The sequence below is a fragment of the Rubritalea squalenifaciens DSM 18772 genome (assembly GCF_900141815.1).
Classification (GTDB): Bacteria; Verrucomicrobiota; Verrucomicrobiia; order Verrucomicrobiales; family Akkermansiaceae; genus Rubritalea; species Rubritalea squalenifaciens.
In genome coordinates this window covers 106,109-130,672 of the sequence record NZ_FQYR01000006.1, presented here as the reverse complement: position 1 = coordinate 130,672, position 24,564 = coordinate 106,109, and the positions used below count along the sequence as shown (strand labels likewise).

Below are 24,564 nucleotides of genomic sequence, written 5' to 3'. Positions count from 1 at the left end.
TCTGATGCCCGGCCCTCAGCCCGGGCATTTCTATTCTCTACTTGGTCAAAGCACCCTAGAACAACTCTCCCTCACCAGCTCCACGCTGCTGCACCTGTAACAGTCCCAAGCCTCTCAACAAACCTTTCGCCTCCCGTAGCACCTGGCTCGTAGTCGCATCCAAATTCCCCTGTTCACAGAGCTGAATCAACTCATTGATCCGTACAAGCCCCTGCGAGTATGCGGAATCCACCTTGAGATGAGGAAATTTCCCACGCGCCTTCTCTACCTCAACCGGCAAGGCAAGGTAATGATAGGCAAAAACCTTGTCCGTACGCAGCACCTCGATCCCCGCATCCACAATGAAAGGCAAAGCCGCTAACGAGGCCGTATACACATCACCCTGGTGGCAAAGACAACTCCAGGCATCAGTCCATAACTCACGACTCTGACCCCCAGCATACATCGCCTCCAGCATCGCAGGCACATCCCCAGCACGCCCATAAGCATGCTGCAGCTCACTCCAGTCGATTTGTTCTATTTCTAACATAGATAATTACTTCTAAACGCTCTTGTCACCATGAGAACCATTCCTCCAGACCTAATCTAAGATCCATGCCATAAATTCGTCAACTACCTGAACTTTTTCCAATAGTGCAAAGACTCCAAAGATCAGCGCACTCAGTACCATACATACGAGCCCTCGGAGCTTTTCCCGTCTGCAGAACAGCACCCCACCAAGGCAGAAGCTGCTCAGCATAGCTGGCAACAAGAATACCAGACCTAGCATCACCAGACTTTGATGCACGGGCCAATCAAGCTGTTTAGGGTCGGGATTCCCATAGCTCGGCGCATAACCCAAAGACCAGCGCGCCCGCCAGTAGAAGCTAGCACAGAGCAAGGCCGTAACCAGCGGCAGTGATAGCATCACCATTCCCCAACGCCACAGACATTTGCTTAATGATTCCATACGCTTGGACTACCTTACGAAGTAACCCCTCCTCTCATCTCAAGGGTGTCAGCTTGGTCAAATCATTGATCCCTCGCACCTCAATGAGCAACTTGTGATCCTCCCCCTTTTTCAGCTGGTACTGGTAAGCCACTTTTGCTCCCTCCCGAAAATGCTTCTCATCGATCTTCACCCTCACCTCACTCTCGCTAATTAGCGCCGTGGAATCCTCTTTTGTAAAATCCGTTAAGATCATCTCCGTGACGAAGCCCTTCGTCTTTAAACCAAATTTCTTCAGGAACAGATCCGGCTTCTTAGAAGCACATTCCACCAGAAGATCTGAGTCCAGATTGTAGACCTCTAGCTTTTCCGGATCATAACCAGCCACAAAGACAGGAAGATATTGTCTGGGCGAGCCATTACTAACAGCATAAACCCTCAACACCGGATCTTCTCCTTCCTCACAGATTACCCGGCACTTATAATACTGCTCACCTCTCAACCTTTTTTCCTCAATCTCTTCGATTGCTTCGCTGGAAATCTCCAGATCTGTTCTCATCGAGATAATCTGACAGGTTCCTTTTTTCTTATTGATGTTGGTCAAGTGCATCGCTGCGTATACCACCGCATCAGGATGCATGATCATACGCCCCATATGACGCGCTTCATCCTGCTTAATCAGCAGCTTGAACATTTTGCGCCTGTTATTGTACTTCGTGATCTCCTCCGCCGTCATGGCCGCCTCCTCCTCAGGCATTAACTCAGGAGGAAGCTTGTAGTTGCTTCTGCTCTTTCTTACCCTGTAAGAAGTCGGCCTCTTCTCCATGTCTTTCAGCAGCTCACGACCTTCCACTCGGAACACCTTCTTCCCCCCTTCTTCTTTGTAGTCTTCTAGAGGGTTCTTTTTGATTTCAGGTAACTTAACTCCAGGAGGCAAGTCAGGCCTCTGCGCACACAGTTCCCCACTCATCGCCGTCAGCAAACAGCACAAAAGCAAAATCCTCATAGGCTGAAACTAGCAATCACAAAGCCACACTGTCCACCCCTTTCGCCTGACACGAGTGTCTCATTAATCATAAAAACTCTGGCGCCACACAGGAGATAGCGGCACTGTAGGCGATACACTAGCGACTCACTCTGGTTGCTGGTTTCAGCTCTCAACCAGCGATCGAACTCACCACTCTCGATGTACTCACGGGTGGATTCCAAAGCCATCGCGTCAGAAGGTTCCAATGGATAACTCATGCGTCTCTTCATTCTCTCCAAGCCCACCTTACCACCGTAACTATAGGCTACTCCCTCGTAAGAGAAGACAGGCAACAGAGCTCCCGTACCGTTATGGCTCGTCTCTACCTCACTGATACCCAGCTGCAGCATCAGCTCGGGCAGGAGCAAGAGCAGCACCACCATCATGCCAGCAAGGCACCAAAGGCATTTCTTCATCCGGGACTTATTCTGCTCACTCCACATTCCTGGTAATCAATTAGACTGACTTTCAAAACTCATACCATCAGAACTCAGCAAATCCCACCCAAAAGCGACCCTCCTCATTGTTTCACCTGTTAGCCGCCCCGCCAAGGAGGTGACGAAGCGGCTGGGTGCACTCACACTATTTAGCGCCTTCTGCGCACTAAGAAAGCCAATCCTGCTAGAGAGAACAGCGCGACACTACTTGGCTCGGGAACCGCAATCGCGTTGGAGCTATACAGATTGCCAATCTCCTGGGTGGAAAGGTTCCCGCTGAAGAGCCAGAGTTCATCCATGCCACCATTGAAGGCCTCGCTGCCTTCGCGTGAGATCTGCACATTCGTGGTGGCACCGGCCAGCTCGGTAAATGCCCCACCTACGTTGGCACTGCCAGCCGCAGCACCATTCACATAGAAGTCAGCCTGACCATCGCTATAGTTCACCACCAGGTGGGACCACTCACCGGTATTGAGCGTGGTTCCGCTACTGAGTACCGCGGTAGAGCCATTGCGGGCCTCCATGGTCACCGTACCATTCACCAGGCGGAGGTCCCAGCCGTTGCCCGCCCCATAGGTGTTTCCATAGATCACGTCATTGCCCAGAAAGGCTGTCGGGTTCACCCACACACTGATCGTAAAGTTGTTGAGAGTCTGGCTGGCGATGTCTCCATTGGCATCATTCACCCGGGGATTGCTCGCCCAGGAACCACGGGCAAAGAGGTAGAGTTTGTCCCCGTCTCCATCAAAGGAAAAGGACTCACCAAATTTACCTGTTAGACCAGTCGTCGTATCCCCTTCGATGTTCCCGTCTGCCAAGGTTCCAGAGCCCTGCTGAGCCAGCAGGACATTGCCCCCGGATTCACCGGGGCTAGCGATCGAGCTGTCATCGAAATCCCAGTGGGAGAGTACGGTGGCTGCGTGCAGTGGCACTGCAGCGGTGAGGGCGAGAGCCGTCGTGAGTATGCGTGTTTTTGTTTTCATGCTAATTGTATTTAGGGTTCTTGCACACCATGAGAGGGGCATGCAGCAGAACAGCTATTAAGCTCTGAATCCGCGATCCTTGGAAATAGATGGAAGCAGCATAAAGATGTCTGAAATTCACCTTTTCCAGGTTTACTCTTCTCCTCACAAGCGCTTATGATGCAGTCTCTTCTATGCTCAAGCCGCTCTCAGACGACGAATTCCTCCGCTCCAGTATCGATCTCGACCGCTTCTCCGGCCGCAGCCGTCTTGGCAAGGTCATCTACAAGCCGAACGGCTATTGGTCCCCTAGAGTATCCATCAGCTACGAGCTCTTCGGCATTCTCAGCGGCAGTGCCGAGCTGGAAATCGACGGCAAAACGATTCCCGTCCTCCCGGGAGAAGTCGCCCTGGTCCGGCCGGGTGTCCACGTGCATCGCCGGTTCTCCTCCTCGCAGGACACCCACCAGTTCTGGATTTCATTCCTACCTGAGGTTATCACGCCAGAATTAGCGCAACTGGCAGCGGAGGCTCCCGTCAAGCAGGCGTACTCCAAGACATTTCAACACTTGTTAGACGCTGGCTACAGCGTGCACAAAGTGCACACCCCGGCAGCCTCCATGTTCATCGATCAACTAGCGGTCACTGCCCTCAGCGAGTACATCCGCATGGCGAACTACACCCCGGTCGCACGCCGCATTTCCACGCCGATGCACAAGGCGGTCGACTACATCGAGGAACACTATGCCGAGGAAGACTGCCTGCAGCAGGCCATTGCCGCATCCGGCGTCACCGACCGCCACCTGATCAAAACCTTCAACAAGGAAATGCAACTGACCCCCAGCCGTTTCCTGTGGAAGCTACGCACCATCCGCGGCATCGAACTCCTGCGGGAGACCGGGCTCACCGTCAGCGAGATCGCCTACCAATGCGGCTTCAAGAGTCCCTATCATTTCTCGCGACTCGTCAAAGAGCAGCAGGGAAAATCACCGCGCGATCTGCGTAACGAAGGCACGGTGTCTTAGAGAATACTCTTTTCCTCAGGTTAGTTGGCCTTGATGATCTCCTGATAGGTCCAGGGTGTCTTACGGTCCTGGTACTTCTTGCGCCAGCCTGCCACCTCTTCCTGCTTCAGCGGTTGCTTCCAGCCACCCCAGCGCATACCGATGTAGTTGGCCAGTTCAGTAAGCTGCTTGTCATCATACATACTTTCCAGCGGCGGCATCAGTCCCGCGGCATACTCTTCCTTCTGCTCGCCAAGAGGCCCCATCATCCCTTTCATGATCACATTCACCAGATACTCGGGATCCTTGATCCGTTTATTGTTAGAGAAAACCGGAGCCATCAGCTTACCATCTGTCAGCAAACCCTTTTCTCCGTCGCCATGACAGTCACCGCAGAAGCCTGAGTAAGCCTTATAACCCGCCGTGTATTTCTGCAGATGCCTCGGCAGACTCTGGCTCTTCTTCACCATCGCTGCCAGACCTTCATGCTTCGCATGCTTGGCTAACAAAACCTTGCGCAGCATCTGCGCTCTGGATTCACGCATATTCCCCAGGCTCAGGTACAACTGGCACAAGACTATCGAGGACGCATCATCAGCCAGCGGCTGCAGCGCATCCACCAGGGCCGGATGCTTCGCCACCATTTTCTCAGTGATCGCAATCGCGGTGGTTCGCACACGGGCATCCTTGTCCCGCAGCGCTTGCGTTACCTGTCCAGGCTCCAAGGCATCAAAGGCCTCCAGACTGCGCAGGGCGAGCAGCCTCGCCATCGGCTCGGGTGCATCCAGCTTCTCCACCAGCGCCGGAACTACCGACCGATCACCTCGGCACACAATCAGCTTGTGTGCGGTGTCCCGCCACCAGGCATTGGCATGGGAGAAATACTGCACCAGCTCTACACTGGATTGGTTCGCAAGCTTCGGCTGGACATCAAGCTGAGAAGCATCCTCCGGAATGACCCGATAAATGCGCCCGCGACTATTGACCCCAAGCATGTCCCATTCCTTGGTACGGTAATAGCGCTCGATCCAGCGCTGCTTCGGATTCTCAGTCCTCTCCGTAGGAAACCACTGGGACTCCTGGATAATCCCTCGGGACATGTCGGCGATGTACAGCCCTCCATCCGGCCCCATCTCCAGCCACACTGGACGGAAATAAGTATCCGGGCTACGGACAAACTCGCTCTTCTTGAACTCCTCTGGCACTGTCGCCACGCGCTGCCCGTTCTTCTCCTCAAACTTGACCATCTTCACCATACGGCGCACAGGATCAGGGATCACATAGTGGCCGTACCACTTGCCTAGCTGAGCACTGCGGATCATCGTCTGCCCGCCGGTCGCCGTCACATTATGGCCCGGGTCTGTGGCATCATCCACATCACAGAGGAAGTTAGCGTAGAAGACACTCTGGTCCTTAGGCGGGTTCAGCATCGGGTAACCACCTAACAAAGACCAAGAACTCACCGGCACACTATTCCCACTGCCATAGATGCCCCCTACATCATCCCGTGCCAATCCCCACTGACCGTAGCGCCCGGATCCCTTCTGCGGAGTCAGCTTGCCATCCTGGTAGCGATAGATCTGCCCGGTCGCATAAATGCGGTTATCCGCATTCCACACCAAGCTATTGTCCTGGTGCTCGATGTTTCCTCCCACCCTAGTCCCCTTGTAGGCCATCTCGCGACGTTCAGAAACCCCGTCCTTATCCTCATCAAAGAACGACCAGATCGTACTGTCGTGAGACATTCTAACAAGAATACGGTCATGCAACGCGAGTATCGATCGTGGCATCATCAATCCATCTGCAAACACCGTCCGCTTGTCCATCTTGCCGTCACCATCCGTATCCACCAGCTTGACCACCCGGCAGACAGCCTTGTCCTGCCCGGTCCCGTACTGATCCTGCATGTAGGTATTCCACTCACACACGAACAGCGCCCCGTCCGCATCGAAAGTGAAGCAAACCGGCTCCTGCACCATCGGCTCACTCGCCACCAGCTCGATCCTGTACCCCTCCGGCACCTCGATCAGTTTCAGCCCCTCCTCCGCACTCAATGGCTTCAGAGTACCGTCAGCCTGACGGTTCGGGTTCACGGGTTCCGCCGCCTGCAAGATGCCGCAGCTTAGTCCAGCCGCCAAAAGCAGCCTGTGTATCGAATACCTGGAGATCATAGATGTGAGAGTAGAAATGTGAAAGCTGGCCTATTCCTACGCCCTCATTTGCAATCAACTTGCAAACAAGACGCACTTGGCCAGCGGACAGCGATTAAAACCCAATGAGATTCACCTGTGAATAGACTAGAGGCTCAAAAACATGCCTGATATTCATCTCGCCTCCACCACACGCCAATTCACCTCCAAACTTTCAGCCCATTCACGCCACATCACTTTACACCACACTCGACTAGGTGCAGAGACCTGATATCTTTATGTTCATGATGAGGATCATCATGAAGAAGACAAACATCACCGTGCTTATAGCAGCTCTTGTCATCGTGGCGGCACCCTGGCTCACCGTTCTGCTTCCGTGGGACTTCTTCTCAAATTTGCGTATCCAAGCTAAGTACGAAAACACAGAGTCCCAAATGCAAGAGATGGCTGACTCCATTATTCGTATGGAAAGCGATGGCCATCCTCAGCTTGGAGAACTCAGTGAGCTTAATCCACCCTACTTCGAAGGAAGCCTAACTGATAGCTGGAACTCACCTATCCACTACAGCCCCACCACCCGCACCCTCACTTCTGCCGGCGCAGACCAAACGCTCAGCACAGGTGATGACTTGTCCTTAGTGGTCGCGGGTAAACGTTAGCCCCCCTTCCATTCGTGAGATTCGTGAGATTCGTGAGATTCGTGAGATTCGTGAGATTCGTGAGATTCGTGAGATTCGTGCGATTCGTGCGATTCGTGCGATTCGTGCGATTCGTGCGATTCGTGGTGAGAAAAAATACCCTGCCTAGACACCACCCCCCTGCGCCAGACACAAAAAGCCCCGCGGTTTCCCGCAGGGCTTTGTAAAAATCATTCCTTGATTCGACTGCTTAGAATGCGAAGTCGAGGTAGAAGTTGAACTGACCACCTTGGTCAGACTCATCATCCGGAGAGGAAACTGGCACCGCGTAGTCGAGAGCCAGTGGGCCGATTGCCGGGATGTTCAGGCGGAGACCAACACCAGCATCGCTGTAGAGATCATCCGGACCGAAGTCCCAGCTGTCCTCGTTGACGAAACCTGTGTCGTAGAAGATCGCACCACGGACTGTTTCCACGATCGGGAAGGACCACTCGACGGTCGCGTAGGCAGCGGTATCACCACCGTAAACTTCGTTCGTGTTACCTACACCAGTGTCACGTGGACCGATGTCGCGGTATTCGAAACCGCGGAGGTCACGGGCACCACCGAGGAACTGGCGGTCAAAGATCGGAGTCACACCATCGGACTCTACCACGGAAGCGCGGCCACGAAGAGTGAGGATACTGTCGAACCAGAGGTTCCAGTGCTTGGAGCCTTCGATATTCAGAGTGATGGTATCCACATCGCCACCGAGGAACTGACCGGCTACGTCCAGACCTGCTTCGAACTTGTGACCACTGCGTGGAGTCACCTGAGCGTCGCGGCTGTCGTAAACATAAGTCAGACCGAGGGAGCTACGTACATAGTCGCCATCGAACTCCTGGAAGACAGAAGTCGGAGCCACATCATCTTCCACATCGATGCGGATTTTCTGCAGTCTGTACTCACCACGGACGTAGGATTTGCTGCTGAGAGGCTTGCGGAGGAAGACCGCACCACCGAAGTCGCGCTGGTCGTACTCGTCGGAAAGGTAGAGCTGGTCGCGGTAGAAGAGCTCACCACCGAGGGAGAGACGCTGACCGAGGAACCATGGCTCCACGAGAGAGATCTTGAAGTCACGACGCTCGGTACCAAGACGGAGGTTCATGCCGAAGCGCTGACCACCACCGGTGAAGCTCCATGGATCAGTGATATCGAAGTTGGTCTGCTCGAGGTTAATGTAACCTACGATGCTGTCGATGGAGCTGAACCCGAGACCGAACTGGACGGAGCCAGTCTTCTTCTCGTTTACCAGCACGTTGATGTCACGGTAGCCTCTCTGGCCACTTGGCTCACCTTCAGCGTAGACGTTGTTGAAGTAGTTCAGACCACGGAGACGCTTGCGAGTGGTTTCCAGGTCCACGGTGTTGAAGTTGTCACCCGGCTTGAGCGGGATCTCACGGCGGATCACCTTGTCTTTGGTCACGTTGTTACCTTCGATGGTCACGCGGCCTACTTTATAGCGTGAACCTTCGATCACGCGGTAAATGATGTTCACGCTGTTTGGACCAGCGTTGCGGATGTCCGGATTCACCTCGGCATCGGCATAACCACGGGAGCCGTAGTAGCTGCGGATGGTGGTGATGTCCTGGCGCATCTTCTTGGAAGAGTAGCTGTCACCAGCATTCAGGGTAAGTACCTTGCCCATTTCCTCAGCAGTGAAGACGCTCATCTTGCCGAAGCCCACGCTATTCACGGTGTAGCGGGCGCCTTCGTTGATAGTCATCACGAGATCCACGCGACCACCCTTGACTGGCACACGCTGGAAACCAGTGCTGCGCACGCGGAGGTAACCATTGTCACGGTAGAACTCGAGCACAGCCTCTTCGTCTTCAGCGAGCTGGTCCAGATCGATACGGCCGGACTTGGTAAGGAAGGAGAGGAGACCTTTTTCCTTGGTCTTCATCTGGTTCTCCAGCTTGTGGTCAGGGAACGCGTTGTTGCCCTCGAAGCGGATCTTGCGGACCTCGTTTTTGGAACCTTCCTGAATCACGAAAATCAAATCAGCATAACCGGCACGGTCAGTCTTCTGCAAGCGGTGGTCGATAGCCACCTCAGGATAGCCGTAGCCCTGGTAGTACTCCTGCAGGTTCTTGCGGGCTTCAAAGATCGCCGCGTCACTGAGTGGCACACCTACCTTGATCTTGGTAGCCTCAGCCATCTTCTCCTTGTCCTGGAGAGCCACGTTGCCTTCGAACCCTACACCGGCGAGACGAGGCTTGGTTTCCACCACGAAGGTTAGGCCTACGCCATTGCCTTGCTCTTCCGCCAGGATGCGCACGTCATCGATCAGGCCACTCTCTACGAGGGAGCGGATGTCATCATCCAGCTTTTCAGCACTGTATTTCTGGCCAGTCTTTACAGACATCATGTTACGCACGCGTGCTTCGTCCACATTCTTGGACCCAGCGTAACGGATAGAGATGGAGTTGATCGTCTTTCCGGAGAAGTCTTGCCCGTGCACCGTGCTGGCCAACATGCACAGAGCAAGCAAGCTACACACAGCGGCAGAGACCCAACGGGATGCCGTTTGATAGAAGTAATTCATTTTGTAAGGAATGGTGTTGTCTAACCAGCGCTTAAACGCCAAGCAGATAACAACCATTCCCACATCCCTCGTCAAGGGTCAAATAAGCCCCCACGAGACATGTTAGCCACTTGGAACCCTAGTGGGAAGGCGATTTCGTGACGGCCTTGTCACCAATGCAGCGTGCGATCAGCCCTTTCAGGGTCAAACCCTGCACCGAGATGGAGAAAATCACGATCACGTAGGTAGCTATCAGAATGATCTCACGCGCCACTCCGGCACTCTGCGGGATCGCCAGCGCCAGCGCCACGGAAATCCCTCCACGGATGCCGCCCCAGGTCAGGATCTTCTCCACTCCGGGCGTAAACTCCCGCCTACTACGCATCACGCTAACTGGTACAAGCACAGACATATAGCGAACAGCTAGAGTGATAGGAATCAGGATCACGCCCGCCAGCAGCGCCGCTCCGCTGAACTCCAGCAAGAAGATCTCCAGACCAATGATCAGGAAGAGCACCGCATTGAGCACCTCGTCAATGATCTCCCAGAAAGTATCCACGTACTTGCGGGTGCGCGTACTCATCGCCGTCTCACGGGCATGGTTGCCGATCATCAGACCAGCCACCACCATCGCCAGCGGACCGGAAATGTGCATCGCCATCGCCAGACGGTAACCCGCCGTCACCAGCGCCAGCGTGAGAAGCACCTCCACGTGGTAGTTATCGATGCTCTTGAGCATGTAGTAGGCAATGCCACCCAGCAGCGCTCCCAGCAGGATACCTCCGCCGGCCTCCATCGCGAAAAGCTTCACCACCTCCATCACCGGGCTGTCATGACTCTCCGCATGACCACCGACTCCCGCAAAGCCCAGCAGGGCCAGATAGACGACCACGCCTACGCCGTCATTGAAGAGAGATTCCCCGGTAATCTTGGTTTCCAGGGACTTAGGAGCCCCCGCTGTTTTCAAAATACCCAGTACGGCCACCGGATCCGTTGGTGCTATAAGCGAACCAAAAACAAGACACCAAATATACGGGATATCGATGCCTAATAGGCCGAACAAGAAATACGCGGCACTTCCCACCAGGAAGGTCGTCACCACCACACCCACACTCGCCATCACCGCCACCAGCTTCCGCTGCTTCTTCAGGTCCGTCATGTTCACATGCAGGGCACCGGCAAAGAGCAGGTAGCTCAGCATCCCCTCCATCAGAGTCTCATTAAAATCAATCAATCCCACGAAATGGTCCGCAAAATCATCCATGTAGCCCCACACCTGGCCGAGCAGCAAAAGCCCCAGGCTCAAGCCCAGAGATATCAACATAATACCAATCGTCGTCGGCAGTTTGATCCATCTATGATTTACATAGGCGAATAGACCAGCCAAACTCAGCAATACGGCAGCAATATCGAGTAACTCCATGCGATGGTAACATCCATAAAGCGGGACGATCTCCAACCAAAATCGCCTGAAAAATTTTCCGCTATGAAAAAACCAATTACCTTTAGCCCTCACTACATGGAAAGAGTCTGGGGCGGGCGCTCACTCGAGAGCACCTACGCCCGCAAGCTCCCCAAGGCAGATACACCCTACGGTGAGTCCTGGGAAATCTCCGACCGCCCGGAGGCGCAGTCCGTCGTGGACCACGGCCACTACGCAGGCAAATCCCTCCACGACCTCTGGCGCGACTACCGTGGCGAAATCTTCGGCGAAGACATTGAGGGCGAGCGCTTCCCGCTCCTCATCAAGATCCTCGACGCCCGCAGCGACCTCTCCATCCAGGTCCACCCACCGGCACAGATCGCCCCCGCCATGGGCGGCGAGCCAAAGACCGAGATGTGGTACATTGCCGATGCCGACCCGAACGCCAAGATCTACGTCGGCCTCAAAAAAGGCGTTACCAAGGAAAGCTTCGAGCAGGCACTCAAGGAAGGCAGATGCGAAGAAACCGTCCACGCCATCCACCCCAAGACCGGTGAATCCATCCACATTCCCTCCGGCCGCCTCCACGCCATCGGCTCCGGCCTCCTCATCTACGAGATCCAGCAGAACTCAGACACCACCTACCGCGTCTACGACTGGAACCGCCTCGGCCTGGACGGCAAACCGCGTGACCTTCACATCGAAGAATCCCTCGAGTGCATCGACTTCGAAGACTTCGAACCCACCATGGACACCCCGCAGGGCCACACCCTCGCCAAGTGTCCCTACTACCACGTCGAGAAACTCGCCCTCAGCGAAAGCGCCTCCGTCGGCAACCCCGACCCACTACGCTTCTCCATCATCACCATCGTCTCCGGCAAGCTCATGGACTCCGAAGGCCGCGCCTTCACCCCCGGCTCCTTCCTCCTCATGCCCAAAGGCGCCACTCCTCTAACAGCTACCAAAGACACCACCATCCTCCAGACCACGATTCCCGATTAAAAATCGGAATTACTGATCGGTGATGACTAATTACTGATCAGCATTCGCCCTCAGTCCTCACCCCGGCGGGGTGGTGGAAGCATTGCATCCCCTTACCTAGAACCGCCCTTACCTGTCATGCCTGAAACTCCTCCCTTAAAAAACGTCCATCAAGTCACCGAGGCGTTCGGTTACTTTCCGGTGTTTCATGATGCGGAGGTCATCAGCCTGTCATGCCACCGAGGCGCACCAGATACGGGAAGCCCGTCGATTGACTTCACCCTCCATGCTTGGGAAATGACTTCAGAGCTTACCGAGTCAGGCCACTATCAACTCGGTAAACACCACCTGATTACATTTCGCTTCCATGGAGTAGACCATGTAAAGCTAGATCATTGGAATTATCAAAACGTCCTCTTCGAGCTCATCATCCGTGAAATCGAAGAACCTAGCGACCACGCCTTGCTAACCGTTGATTTTTCATCCTCGTTCGGCTTGGAAGGCGGCTTCCGTGCCATAAGCGGAGAAATCATCTCTGTCACCCCGTGTGATGAAGACGGAGTAGCACTCAAATAGATTCTAACCCCTTCGAGGTCGAAGAAAATACGATTCCGCCTTCGCTATTCCCCTCGCCGGCCGCAAACTTGCTCCCCCTTGAAAGATCCCCCCGTCCCGGCATGTAGCCATCCAATCCGCTCGTGCGCCGACCGTTCTTGCAGTCACGCGCGATAACTGGAACACTGACGGTCACCCTGTGACTGTCTGGCTGCTGCTCTCATGAAATCGACCAAGCTCATCTTCGCCCTTGCTCTGCTCTCCTCTCATGCCTTTGCCGATGAGATCCCGCTCTTCGACGGCAAATCCCTCAAAGGGTGGAAAGGAGATACCACTTACTGGAAAGTAGAGGACGGCGCCATCACTGCCGAGTCTACCCCAGAGCACCCCTGTAGCAAAACCACCTACCTGCGCTACACAGGCAAACAATTTTCAGACTTCGAGCTCACTCTCTCCTTCCGCTTCCTGAGCAAGCAAGGCAACTCCGGCATCCAATACCGCAGCCAGGCTAGCAAGGACAGTTTCGCCATCAAAGGCTATCAGGCCGACCTAGAGACCGGCACCAACTACAGCGGCATCCTCTACGATCAGGACGGACGCGGCATCGTCGCCAAACGTGGCCAGAAGATGCGCATTTCGCCCGATGGTAAGAAACAGACCGAGCCCCTACCCTCTGGCGAACTGGCCCAGAAATCCATCAAGCCCGGCGAGTGGAACAGCTACAAGATCGTAGCCGATGGGAATAAACTCATGCATTTCATCAATGGCCACAAGACCGTGGAAGTCATCGATGAGGACAAGAAGCACAAGGACGCCAAGGGCTGGATCGCCCTGCAGCTCCATCAAGGCCCGGCCATGAAAGTCCAGTTCAAGGACCTCATGATGCTGGAGCTTGACCACGACAAGAACGACAAGCCGGAGACTATCACCACCCTGCCCGGATTCCAGACAGAGAAACTCTACACCGTTCCGAAGGAGCAAGGCTCCTGGGTCTCCATGACTTTCGATGACGCTGGTAACCTTTATGCCTGCGACCAACACGGCGCACTCTACAGGATTTTGTTAGAAAATGGTAAGGTTGTCAAAGTCGAGCAACTTGAATCCCCCGGCATGGCCCAGGGACTCTGCTGGGCCAATGGCTCCCTCTACATGGGCGTCTCCATGAAGAACCCCGGCGTCTACCGTCTTACCGATACTAACAAGGACGGCAAGTTCGACCAACAGGAGCTCCTCATCAAGCTCAAGTCCGGCGGCGAACACGGCCTGCACGCCATCGTCCAGTCACCTACTGGAGAACTTTACTACAGCGCGGGCAACCACACGCCACTCCCCGCTGGCGCCACCTCACCCAGCAATGGAAACTGGCAGGAAGACCACCTTCTCACTCGACTGTTAGACCCACGCGGCCACGCCACCCAGATCAAGGCACCAGGCGGCCACATCGTCCGATTCGGCGCTGATGGCTCAAACCCGGAAATCATCGCCACCGGATTCAGAAACGCCTACGACATCGCCTTCTCACCACAAGGTGAACTCTTCGCCTACGACTCTGACATGGAGTGGGATGCCGGCACGCCCTGGTACCGCCCCACCCGCGTCATGCACGTCACCAAGGGTGCTGAATACGGCTGGCGCACCGGCACCTCCAAGTGGCCGGCATACTTTGCCGACAGCCTCCCCGCGATGATCGACATCGGCCCCGGCAGCCCGACAGGTGTCCTCTTCGGCACCCAGGCTGACTTCCCGCAAAAGTACCGCGATGCCCTCTTCATTCTCGACTGGACCTTCGGCCGTATCTACGCCCTCCACCTCAGCCCGCAAGGCTCCAGCTACACCGCCACCAAGGAAGAATTCATCTCCGGCAAACCACTCCCCCTCACCGATGCCACCATCGGCCCGGATGGCGCCATATATTTTCTCACGGGTGGTCGCAGACTCGCCTCCAGCCTCTACCGCGTCAGCTACAAAGGTAAACTCTCTGAATCACCCAGCACACTCGAGCGCCCACCTCTGGCAGGCCTGACCGATACCCTCACCAAGTCTCCGAACCTCGACACTGTCTGGAAACACCTCGATCATCCCGACAGACGAGTCAGCTACCACGCCCGCCTCGCCCTCGAAGGTATTCCACTCAAGGACTGGATAGACCAATACAGAAGCGAAACCAATCCCTACAAAGTTATCCACGCCTCCATCGCTCTTGCCAGACTGGGCAAGAACGGAGAAACCTTGTTAGAAAAACTCAATACACTTCCCTTCGACGAGCTAGACCGTGAGAACAAGCTCGCTTACCTCAGAGCTCTTTCCCTCGCCTACATCCGCAACCAGCTCCCTGTCGACTCCCCTGCATCGATCAAGACAAGAATCTTGTTAGAAAAATCCTTTCCCACGGATGACTTCGCCAGCAACGTCGAACTCGCCCGCCAGCTCATCAAACTGCGCTCCACTGATGCCCTCAACAAAACCCTCACCCTGATGGAGACCTCGGTCAATGAAGCGCAGGACATCGACCAGAACCTCATCAAAGGAAACGACCGCTACGGCAAGGACTTTGAGAAGATGCTCGCCAACCAGCCCAACGCCAAAGGCATCCAGTTCGCCCTCATCCTGATGAGTGCCGAGCAGGGCTGGAACCCAGCCACCACCACCCGCTATTTCCAGTGGCTCTATGAAGCCGAACTGCGCGACGGCGGCGCAAGCTACAAAGGCTTCATCAAGAACATCCAGAAAGAAGCCCTCAAGCGCTTCAGCCCTGAGCTTCAACAAAGCATCGCCAAGCTCCCCAGGCCCAAGGCCAAAAAGGAACCCGTTTACGTGGCCAAAGGCCCCGGCCAGGCCTGGACCGTACAGACAGCCCTTGCCGCCAGCCAGGACCTCAGCAAAGCCAGCTATGAGAATGGCCGCAAGATGTTCCACGCCACCCTCTGCATCCGCTGCCACACCCACGGCAATGCCGGTGGAGACTCCGGCCCCAACCTCACCAATCTCTCCACCCGCTTTAGCAAGAAAGACATCCTCAAGGCCATTGTCGACCCCTCCGCGGAAGTCTCTGAGCAATACCACTTCCAGCAGATCAACCTCAAGGACGGCACCAGCCTCTTCGGCAAAGTCCTCTCCCGGGACGACAAACAAACCGTCATCGCCACCACCGCCTTCGACCTCCAGCAGACAACCACCATCGATTCCAGCAAGATCCAATCCGTAGCCCCATCCACCACCTCCCCCATGCCTCCAGCCCTCATCTATTCATTGAATCCCGATGAATTGCGCGACCTGATGAAATTCCTGACTACCGGCAAAGAGTGAGATTTCAAGACGACATCTCTCTCTGGCAACGCTCTGTGAATGGATTATTCCAAGCTCTCAACATACACATACTAACGAAATGAAACCTACTCATGCACTCCTTGCTCTCCTCCCGCTGATCTCTCCGCTCACCGCCGCTGAAGATCTCTGCGCCCAGCCATCACCAAAGGAAATGGCCGATGAACTCGGCATCAAACTGCCTCGCTCTCCTTGGCACGTCGCTAACATCTTCTGGACTCTCGAAGAAGACGTCAAAAATTTTGAATCCTTCTCCCAGACCATCACCGTGGACAGGGATGTCCCCGATACCTACAACCTCTATATCTCTCCAGTCGGCAACAGCAAGATCAACGGCCTGCAGTTCTACGGCGGCATCCAGACCAACGTCAACGGATGGGACAACAAGGAATCCCGCACCCGCGTCCACCGTGGTCACGGCGCCATCTTCTCCCGTTGGTCCCATGACCAGAAAACCCCCATCGGCCTGGAGCACGTCCAGACAGCCGACCCATCCTGTCTGGTAGAGAGTGCCGGCTATGAAGGCGAGTTCGCCAGCGTTCGCCGCCCGATCAAGTGGGGCAAAGGCACCTGGACCTACGAAGTGCGCAAGGCCGAGACTGACGAGCAAAAGAACACCTGGTTCGAGTGCCGCATCAAATCCCCGGACGGCACATGGACACCGGTCGGAAAACTCCGCTTCGAGGGAGACAGCTTCACCTTCAGCAAAAACCTCTCCGCTTTCGTCGAGGTCTACAGCACCGCCAAGATCCGCCGCTCTAACATCCCGAAAGTCAACGTCACCTTCGGCTGGCCTCAAATCAACGGCAAGCCCGCCAAGGTCAAGAAGAGCACCGCCTTTTACCCGAACAAGCCCCCACAGGCCTCGCCTGACTGCGCCAAGATCAGCGCCAAAGGCGAAAACACCCTCGTCGAAGTAGGCCCCATCTTCAAACGCGACCCCAAAACCCGCTCCCACAAGCTAGAACACACCGCCCCGAAAGCGGAGTAGGTTGATTCATTATTCATCAACATGCACGTCCAGGCCTAGCTTCTTGAGAAGCTGATTGTACTTCTCAGTTTCTCCAGAGGCAAAGCCTGCGCCTAGCACAGAAAATTCCTCCAACTTCAGATTATTCGTCAGCGTTAATGCTGATAAAATACGGCTACACTGCATACAGAATAATCGTGTCCCTTTAACTCGAATAGATCCTTCTCTGAGTTCAATAAAGTTTCTCTCTGGTAGAATATCATGCACTCCAAAAGCGTGCATCAGCATCTTCATATCACCCTGCTTGAGATAGGGACTCACTCTGGTAATTTCCTCTAACTTTTTAGCAAGCCCAAGATCCTTCACCGTAAGCTCAGACATCTCAACAGGATCTACAAGAAACTTGTCCCTAACTTCTTGAACAACTTCAACATCCTGCGAAAAGCCAAAAAGAGACGAGAGAACGAAAACTAATACCATTGATAGGAGCATTTTACTTCTCATAACGTCATGCTTATCACCACCAAAGCTGTTGAGAAAGTTCATACACAAAGAAACTTCCCGCTTCAGCAAGCCTTTCCGTAACTTCCGTGTATTCCGTGGTCAATAAAACCACCGCATGCTGGCCTCTATCCTCCACGGTGGAAGCTACAAACCACCGTGATTGAAGATACTCTTCTTGCCCACGCTGATCTTGGCTTTGACCAGGAATGCCAGACCGATGAAGATCATGAAGATGGACCAGAACTGACCCTCGGTGATTTCAATCCCGAAGTAGGAACGGTTCACAATTTCCGGTTCGCGGAAATTCTCCATAGAAATGCGGAAGATCGCGTAGAAAATGAAGAACAAGCCTGTGAGCACCCCGTGCGCCAGCTTGGGGAACTTCATCCGTACAGCGAAGAGAATCAGAAATAGCGCAAGCCCCTCAAGAGCCGCCTGGAACAACTGGGACGGATAACGCGGCTCGAGGTATTGCCCCACGGCCTCCTTCACCTTATCGCTCTCCCTGATTCCCTGCAGCAAAGCTTCGCGGTTCAGAGCGCCGGTCTCAGGCCCTATACCCTGTCCCATCTCATTATAGAACTTGGCATAAGTGCCACGAGGGTCAGCATCCACTGCGGCAAGCATCGCCTGACTCACACGCTCAGACTCAGGAGCCCCAGGCTCCCACATCGTTTCAGGAAACTTCATGGCCCAGGCAAAACCACGGTCAATACGCCCATAGAGCTCGCCATTGATAAAGTTAGCGATCCGCCCAAACATCAAGCCCAAGGGAGCCACCACGCAGAGAGCATCCCCCAGACCAGTCCAAGACACCTTCTTCATCCTCGAATACACGAGGGTAAAAATCATCAACCCCAGAATCCCCCCGTGACTTGCCATCCCGCCTTCCCAGACGCGGAAAATCATCGATGGATCCTCCATTAATTCAGCCCTCTGGTAGATCAGTACATTCCCGATTCTACCTCCGAGAAAGACACCAAAAAAGGCTGCGTAAGCGATGAAATCCCCAGCCTGATTCCCCGGGAGAACCCACAGTTTCTTATTCCCCAGCCACTTCAGCAGGTAATACCCCACGACAAAGGCCAGCAAGTACGCCAGTCCGTACCAACGCAGCTTGATGCTATCCGTAATGCTGAAAATCACCGGATCCAGATCGTGAATATAAGTCGCTAACACGCCCGCACCCTAGATCCCCCATCGCGTATGTAAAGTGGTATCTCGGGGCAGAAAGGGCCCTTTATTCGCCGCAACTCCCCCGACCAGCCAACTGGTTTAAGACCAAACCAGATGCTTCCCTTAGCGAGATTTGAAAAGAAGGGCTAGAGTACCCATCCCCAACACACTCACAAAGCCTTATATCAACCCAGTCAAGTCATGAGACTTCTCCACATCCTCGCCTTCACCCTGCTCGCGGCCTCTAGCGCCCTCGCAGAGCACTACAAACTCTTCGTCCTGACCGGCCAGTCAAACTCACTGGGAGTCACTAATTTTGGCGAAGCCGACCCCACCTCCGGATCCGACCCGGCAGATGATCACGTAAAATTCTACTGGCACAATGTCGCGAGCGCCACCACCTCTCTGGGGGACTCCGGCGGCGTCTTCACCAGCCTGCAGGACCAGCAGGGCGGCTACTATCCCGGCAGCGCCACCCACTGGGGACCTGAGATCGAATTCTCCCGTACTCTCTACCGCGCCGGCGTGCGCAATTTTGGCATTATCAAAGCCAGCCGTGGCGGAGGGGGAAACACCCTCTGGTCCAAGTCCGCCGGTGGCCACATGTACTCCCACGTCGTGGATACCGTGACCGCCGCCACTACTACCCTCACCAGCAATGGCGACACCTTTGAAATCGTCGGCCTGCTCTACGTGCAGGGCGAGAGTAACACCAGCACCGAAGCCAGCATCGCGGATACCCGCTTTACCGAGCTCATCACCAGCCTGCGCTCGGACCTCCCCAATGCGACCAACATGTACGGCGTGATCGGCGGAATCACCGCCGCAGGTTCCTCCAGAGACACCACCCGTGCCAAGCACGCCTCCCTCGCAGCCGGCGATGCCACCATCAGCTACATCGACAATCTCGACCTCGAGCTGGGCGGCGACAACCTCCATCTCACCAAAGCCGCCAAGATCCGCTCAGGGGAGCGTTTCGCCCAGGAATTCTTCGCCCAAAACATCGTTTCCCGCTGGTACGGCAAGCTCGCCTTTATCGGTGACTCGATCACTCAGGGAGGAGCCGGTCACTCCAGCTACCGCTATCAGATCTTCAAGAACTTGGCAGAGAAGTCGGTACCGAAAAATGCCACCACGGGTTACCAGTTCGTCGGCTCCGTCACCGGGGCTTATCAGAACAATCCCGGCTCCACGGCCGATCACAACGGCCAGAGCTTCGACAATATCCACGATGGTCACTGGGGCTGGCGCGCCTTCTGGGAAAACGCCCGCGTCCCCCTCCCATCGGGCCGCTACAATACCAACAACCTCGGCCAAGGCACCTTGCTCAACTGGACAGGCCAGAGCCTCACCTTTGAGACCAGCGATGCCCCTACTACCAAGGCTTATACCGGCACCACCTACACGCCGGACACCGCCTCCATCCTCATCGGCATCAACGACCTGGCAGGCGGCTCCTCGCCCACCCAGGTGAGGGATGACATCTCCCTGATGATCGACCAGCTGCAGGCAGCCAATCCAAACGTCAGCATCTTCCTCAACCACGTCCTCCACACCAACCAGGCCGCCTCACTCCAGACCAATGTGGACACCACCAACGGCCTCCTGCAGGCACTGGCGGACAGCAAGACTACTGCCACCTCATCCGTCTGGGTCTGCGATCCCTCCACCGGCTTCGACCCCGTCACCATGACGCATGATAACGTCCACCCCAACCTCACCGGTGAGATCTACGTGGCAGCTCGCATCGCCGCCCGTCTTGGCCTCACGGAAACACCAGAGAACGAAGCTGCTGACAACTCGCCACCTCACGAGGAAAAAGACTGCTCCACCTTCTCTAACAAATATGAGGGGAATGAGATCTACGACGGCAGCAACTACATCAACAGCTGGACCGAAGTCACCCCAGCCGACACAGCAGAAAGCCTCGTCGGTGATGGTACCGACCTCCGCCGTGACCACACCGGCTACACAGGAGGAGCCTGGCTGGAAGGCACGAACACCGGATGGTCTGCGAACAATGACAGCAACTGGACGCTGGAGATCCGCATGAAGGTCACCTCCGCCGCCAATGGGATCGCTCTCTGGTTAGGCACTGGCAATGATATCGCCATGCCCGTCATTTACGATGACCGCACCACCTCTTTCTCCACCCGTTATGATGTAGCCCACACGAACAACGACGGAGCCTACCACACCTTCCGTGTGGCCAATGACGCTAACAACAACGTCTATCACCTCTGGCGCGACGGCGTACGCCTTACACCTGTAGCCGGCGTCAGCTATGACTCCACCAGCAACGACGAGAGACTCATCATCGGAGACACCACCAGCGGAAGCTTGGGAGACAACTACAACGTAGACATCGACTACATCTGCTACGACCAGACCGGAGCCTACCTGCCCATCCATGCCGATACAGATGGCGACGGCATTTCCGATTCATGGGAATACCAGTACTACGGAGACATCCTCAGTGCTGACGCCAGTGCAGATGAAGACAAGGACGACAAAACCACCCTGCAGGAATTCCTCGCCAACACCGATCCGATGGACAACAGCTCCCGCCTTCATCCTGACACCTTCTCTTGGGACCAGAGCGGAAATTTCTCCACCAGCGTCTATTCCTCATCCATACGCCTGTACTCACTCTACACCTCCACCGATCTCGGCAAGAGCGATCCCTGGACACTCGTAGACGGCCCGAAGCAAGGTAACGACACCTTCCTCATCCTACAAGACACCACCTCCGGGAACTCCGCCACCCAGCGCTTCTACCGAATCGAGGCCTCACTCCCCTAACAGATCACCCAGCACAATAATGCACCAAAAAGGCGGGCCGCACTGGCCCGCCTTTTTTATAGATCCGTCTCTGAAACTATCTGCATACTTGAGTGAGAAAACAGCCCCCAATCTCAGCCCACACGCTTGCGAACTGAACACTGGGAACTTTCCACTCCGCCCGCCAGGGCGGCTACAAATATTCCGTGAGAGCACTCACTGCCTTCTCATCAAGCGCTTTCACCACAGCCTTGGAAAGCTTCACCATCTCCAGGTAATCGTGCAAATTGATCATCGCATTATGGGAATGGATGTAGCGGGCCGGGGTTCCTAAAACGATGCTCGGAATCCCTTCGTTGGCGATATTGAAGGATCCCGCATCGGTTCCACCGCTGCTTCTGACCGTGACCTGATACTGGATGCCGTTTTCCTCTGCCACTTTACAGACGAAGTCCACCAGACGTGGATTCATGATCGCACTCGGGTCTTGCAGACGGATCTGCACCCCACCACCAAGCGCCCCCTGGCACTCACTCTTCGGGAAGCCCGGCGTATCATCCGCAGGCGGGCCTTCCAGCACGATGGCCACATCCGGCTTCACTTTATGAGCAGCGGCTTTGGCTCCACGCAGACCTACTTCCTCCTGTACCGTACCGGCAGCGATGAGCGTATTCGGGTGACCCTCCGCCACGATTTCCTGCGCCGCCTGGATCGCACAGGCCATGCCCACGCGGTTGTCAAAGGCCTTGGCCAGGTAGTGGCCATGCTTCTTCATCTCGGTAAACTCGCTCACGGGAGCGATCGGATCGCCCAGCTTGATCTTGAATTCATCCTCCACCTCGGCACGGCTCTCTGCTCCGATATCGATGAACAACGCACTCACGTCCAGCACCTTGGTGCGCTCGGACTCTGGCAGGAAATGCGGTGGCTTGCTGGAGATCACCCCGAGGATCTTCTCCCCGTCGCGATTCAGTACCTCCACACGCTGGCTCAGCAGGGTGTGGGACCACCAGCCACCGACGGGAACAAATTTAATAAAGCCATCCGGAGTAATATTCTGCACGCGGAAGCCAATCTCATCCATGTGACCCGCCAGCAATACGCGCGGGCCGCTACCGCTCTCGAAATACACTCCGCCCATTTTATCCGTACTCAGTTCCCCGCGCACATCCTCGAGTTCATTGACGAAAATCGCCCTGACTTCATCCTCATAGCCCGGTACACTGTGGGCTTCAGTCAGGTCCTTCAAAAGTGATACTGCCTTATCTTTCACGAAAAAAGACTACCCACCCGCAGCCAGTTATGTAAACCAAGAACCAGCAAGTGCTCCCCGAGCACTGCAAATAGTTTTTTATATCTCTATCACACTCCACTTCTTTGTTCAGTCATGGCCCAAGTCACCGACCTCCACGTAACCCAGAACATCCCGCTTCCGGCCCCGGCGCTACTCCTCAATGAGATAGCCCGCAGCCCTGAGCAGGCTGAGTTCATGGCACAGTCCCGCGAAATCATCCGTAACATCCTCAACGGCACCGACCCACGCTTCCTTCTCATCGTCGGCCCTTGCTCCATCCACGATACCAAGGCTGGAATCGAATACGCCCAGAAGCTCGCGAAGCTCGCCGAGGAGGTGAAGGACAAAGTCTACATCGTCATGCGCGTGTACTTCGAGAAGCCGCGTACCACCGTTGGCTGGAAAGGTCTCATCATGGATCCTAAGCTCGACGGCTCAGATAACATCCCGGAAGGTCTTCGCCAGGCGCGCACCTTCCTGCGCCAAGTCATCGACTGCGGCCTGCCGACAGCCACCGAGCTGCTCGACCCGATCACCCCGCAGTACATCGCGGACCTCATTTCCTGGTCAGCCATCGGCGCCCGCACCACCGAGTCCCAGACCCACCGCCAGATGGCATCCGGTCTCTCCATGCCACTCGGCTTCAAGAACACCACTACCGGTGACCTCATCGCCGCCGTCAATGCCATCAAGGCAGCTGGCAAGCCACAGACTTTCCTCGGCGTCTCCGAGCAAGGTGTCGCCTCCGCCGTCACCACCTCCGGCAACCCGGATTGCCACATCATTCTCCGCGGTGGAGACAAGGGGCCGAACTACGGTGCTGATGACGTAGCCACAGCCATCGAATACCTCACTGGCAATGGCGCTTCCGATGCGATCATGATTGACGCTTCCCACGCCAACTGCAGCAAGGACGACAAGAAGATGCCTGCCGTCTATCAGGAAATCGTCCGCCAGCGTGCCGCCGGCAACACCAAGATCATCGGCGCCATGCTCGAGTCCCACCTCGTCGCCGGCAACCAGTCATTCCCGCAACCACTCGAGGATCTCACCTACGGCCAGTCCATCACCGACAAGTGCATCGACTGGGCCACCACCGAGACCCTCGTCCGCGAAACCGCCGACAAGCTCTAGGCTGTTAGCACAAACAATCACCAACCCTGGAAGCGCATGCCCCCGCATGCGCTTTTTTGTTTCATCACGCCATCTATGAACTAACTGGCACGAATAGAAACAGGGAAAACCCAAACTCACGAAACATGAAATCACCCTACTCACCCCGGAGGGGTGATAGAAAGCAGCGCAAAGTCTGCTTCATCCTAAGCAAATGCTACCCTGGGTAAACGGTTACTCCCAACACACCCCCCCAGAGGGTGATGGATAGCGCGGGGTTAAGCAACCAAGAGGAGAGCCACCCTGAGTAATCGGCCGCACGACAGACCACCCCGGAGGGGTGATAGAAGGTAGCGCGGGGTTAAGCGCTGCGAAGCGTGCGTACCCCAGGATAGGTCCTTTTTTATAAAAACCACCCCGAAGGGGTGATGGATAGCGCGGGGTTAAGCATCCAAGGGGAGCGCCACCCTGAGTGATCGGCCGCACGACAGACCACCCCGGAGGGGTGATAGAAGGTAGCGCGGGGTTAAGCAACCAAGAGGAGAGCCACCCTGAGTGATCGGCCGCACGACAGACTACCCCGGAGGGGTGATAGAAGGTAGCGCGGGGTTAAGCAACCAAGAGGAGAGCCACCCTGAGTGATCGGCCGCACGACAGACTACCCCGGAGGGGTGATAGAAGGTAGCGCGGGGTTAAGCGCTGCGAAGCAAGCGTACCCCGGGATAGGTTCT

General features: G+C 55.5%; 20 protein-coding genes. 8 read left to right on the top strand and 12 right to left on the bottom strand.

Annotated features, from left to right (window positions below):
* Nucleotides 1-55 precede the first annotated feature (55 nt).
* From BUB27_RS16480 to BUB27_RS19130, 6 genes are all read right to left on the bottom strand, one after another.
* Nucleotides 56-529 carry a hypothetical protein gene (locus tag BUB27_RS16480; protein WP_143184984.1) on the bottom strand — a complete coding sequence of 158 codons (474 nt, stop codon included), beginning with the start codon at nucleotides 527-529 and terminating at the stop codon, nucleotides 56-58.
* Nucleotides 530-580: 51 nt separating this feature from the next.
* Nucleotides 581-949 (bottom strand): hypothetical protein, encoded by a 369-nt coding sequence (locus tag BUB27_RS16475; RefSeq protein WP_143184983.1) that lies wholly within the window; start codon nucleotides 947-949, stop codon nucleotides 581-583.
* 34 nt (nucleotides 950-983) lie between these two features.
* Nucleotides 984-1,898: a hypothetical protein gene (locus tag BUB27_RS16470; RefSeq protein ID WP_143184982.1), complete on the bottom strand. Its 915-nt coding sequence runs from the start codon at nucleotides 1,896-1,898 to the stop codon at nucleotides 984-986.
* 32 nt (nucleotides 1,899-1,930) lie between these two features.
* Nucleotides 1,931-2,371 (bottom strand): hypothetical protein, encoded by a 441-nt coding sequence (locus tag BUB27_RS16465; protein ID WP_143184981.1) that lies wholly within the window; start codon nucleotides 2,369-2,371, stop codon nucleotides 1,931-1,933.
* Nucleotides 2,372-2,541: 170 nt separating this feature from the next.
* Nucleotides 2,542-3,375 (bottom strand): LamG-like jellyroll fold domain-containing protein, encoded by an 834-nt coding sequence (locus tag BUB27_RS16460; RefSeq protein ID WP_159435035.1) that lies wholly within the window; start codon nucleotides 3,373-3,375, stop codon nucleotides 2,542-2,544.
* Between the two features lie 188 nt (nucleotides 3,376-3,563).
* The gene (locus tag BUB27_RS19130; RefSeq protein ID WP_234991778.1) at nucleotides 3,564-3,791 is read right to left on the bottom strand and encodes a hypothetical protein; all 228 of its coding nucleotides are present in this window, start codon (nucleotides 3,789-3,791) and stop codon (nucleotides 3,564-3,566) included.
* Here BUB27_RS19130 and BUB27_RS16455 point away from each other — a divergent pair.
* A complete protein-coding gene (locus BUB27_RS16455; protein ID WP_234991777.1) occupies nucleotides 3,696-4,379 on the top strand; it encodes a helix-turn-helix domain-containing protein in 684 nt (227 codons plus the stop codon). The genes BUB27_RS19130 and BUB27_RS16455 overlap by 96 nt on opposite strands.
* 20 nt (nucleotides 4,380-4,399) lie before the next feature.
* On the opposite strand, the gene BUB27_RS16450 is transcribed toward BUB27_RS16455, so the two are convergent.
* Nucleotides 4,400-6,529 (bottom strand): DUF7133 domain-containing protein, encoded by a 2,130-nt coding sequence (locus tag BUB27_RS16450; RefSeq protein WP_143184978.1) that lies wholly within the window; start codon nucleotides 6,527-6,529, stop codon nucleotides 4,400-4,402.
* Nucleotides 6,530-6,807: 278 nt separating this feature from the next.
* On the opposite strand from BUB27_RS16450, the gene BUB27_RS16445 reads away from it, so the two are divergent.
* A complete protein-coding gene (locus BUB27_RS16445; protein ID WP_143184977.1) occupies nucleotides 6,808-7,167 on the top strand; it encodes a hypothetical protein in 360 nt (119 codons plus the stop codon).
* Nucleotides 7,168-7,396: 229 nt separating this feature from the next.
* Here the strand turns inward: BUB27_RS16445 and bamA are convergent, their stop codons facing one another.
* Both bamA and BUB27_RS16435 read right to left on the bottom strand, forming a co-directional pair.
* Nucleotides 7,397-9,733 carry an outer membrane protein assembly factor BamA gene (gene bamA / locus BUB27_RS16440; RefSeq protein WP_159435034.1) on the bottom strand — a complete coding sequence of 779 codons (2,337 nt, stop codon included), beginning with the start codon at nucleotides 9,731-9,733 and terminating at the stop codon, nucleotides 7,397-7,399.
* Nucleotides 9,734-9,851: 118 nt separating this feature from the next.
* Entirely contained in the window at nucleotides 9,852-11,135 is a 1,284-nt protein-coding gene (locus BUB27_RS16435; protein WP_143184975.1) for a cation:proton antiporter, read from the bottom strand.
* 63 nt (nucleotides 11,136-11,198) lie between these two features.
* On the opposite strand from BUB27_RS16435, the gene BUB27_RS16430 reads away from it, so the two are divergent.
* The 4 genes from BUB27_RS16430 to BUB27_RS16415 all read left to right on the top strand — a co-directional run bounded on the left by BUB27_RS16430 (nucleotide 11,199) and on the right by BUB27_RS16415 (nucleotide 16,986).
* On the top strand, nucleotides 11,199-12,137 hold the full coding sequence (locus BUB27_RS16430) for a type I phosphomannose isomerase catalytic subunit (protein WP_200797155.1): 939 nt from the start codon (nucleotides 11,199-11,201) through the stop codon (nucleotides 12,135-12,137).
* Nucleotides 12,138-12,254: 117 nt separating this feature from the next.
* Complete coding sequence (locus tag BUB27_RS16425) at nucleotides 12,255-12,692, top strand: Imm50 family immunity protein (protein ID WP_143184974.1); 438 nt, start codon at nucleotides 12,255-12,257, stop codon at nucleotides 12,690-12,692.
* A gap of 201 nt (nucleotides 12,693-12,893) precedes the next feature.
* Nucleotides 12,894-15,977: a 3-keto-alpha-glucoside-1,2-lyase-like domain-containing protein gene (locus BUB27_RS16420; RefSeq protein ID WP_143184973.1), complete on the top strand. Its 3,084-nt coding sequence runs from the start codon at nucleotides 12,894-12,896 to the stop codon at nucleotides 15,975-15,977.
* 79 nt (nucleotides 15,978-16,056) lie between these two features.
* Complete coding sequence (locus BUB27_RS16415; RefSeq protein ID WP_143184972.1) at nucleotides 16,057-16,986, top strand: DUF3472 domain-containing protein; 930 nt, start codon at nucleotides 16,057-16,059, stop codon at nucleotides 16,984-16,986.
* A gap of 9 nt (nucleotides 16,987-16,995) precedes the next feature.
* Here the strand turns inward: BUB27_RS16415 and BUB27_RS16410 are convergent, their stop codons facing one another.
* Together BUB27_RS16410 and lgt are read right to left on the bottom strand one after the other, a co-directional pair.
* Nucleotides 16,996-17,511, bottom strand: coding sequence for a hypothetical protein (locus BUB27_RS16410; RefSeq protein ID WP_143184971.1), 516 nt, complete (start codon nucleotides 17,509-17,511; stop codon nucleotides 16,996-16,998).
* A gap of 102 nt (nucleotides 17,512-17,613) precedes the next feature.
* Nucleotides 17,614-18,648 (bottom strand): prolipoprotein diacylglyceryl transferase, encoded by a 1,035-nt coding sequence (lgt, locus tag BUB27_RS16405; protein WP_143184970.1) that lies wholly within the window; start codon nucleotides 18,646-18,648, stop codon nucleotides 17,614-17,616.
* Nucleotides 18,649-18,846: 198 nt separating this feature from the next.
* Here lgt and BUB27_RS16400 point away from each other — a divergent pair, with 198 nt between their 5' ends.
* Nucleotides 18,847-21,447 (top strand): sialate O-acetylesterase, encoded by a 2,601-nt coding sequence (locus tag BUB27_RS16400; protein ID WP_143184969.1) that lies wholly within the window; start codon nucleotides 18,847-18,849, stop codon nucleotides 21,445-21,447.
* A 172-nt stretch (nucleotides 21,448-21,619) separates the two neighbouring features.
* On the opposite strand, the gene BUB27_RS16395 is transcribed toward BUB27_RS16400, so the two are convergent.
* Complete coding sequence (locus BUB27_RS16395; protein WP_143184968.1) at nucleotides 21,620-22,699, bottom strand: M42 family metallopeptidase; 1,080 nt, start codon at nucleotides 22,697-22,699, stop codon at nucleotides 21,620-21,622.
* A 114-nt stretch (nucleotides 22,700-22,813) separates the two neighbouring features.
* On the opposite strand from BUB27_RS16395, the gene BUB27_RS16390 reads away from it, so the two are divergent.
* Nucleotides 22,814-23,854 (top strand): 3-deoxy-7-phosphoheptulonate synthase, encoded by a 1,041-nt coding sequence (locus tag BUB27_RS16390; RefSeq protein WP_143184967.1) that lies wholly within the window; start codon nucleotides 22,814-22,816, stop codon nucleotides 23,852-23,854.
* Nucleotides 23,855-24,564: the final 710 nt, after the last annotated feature.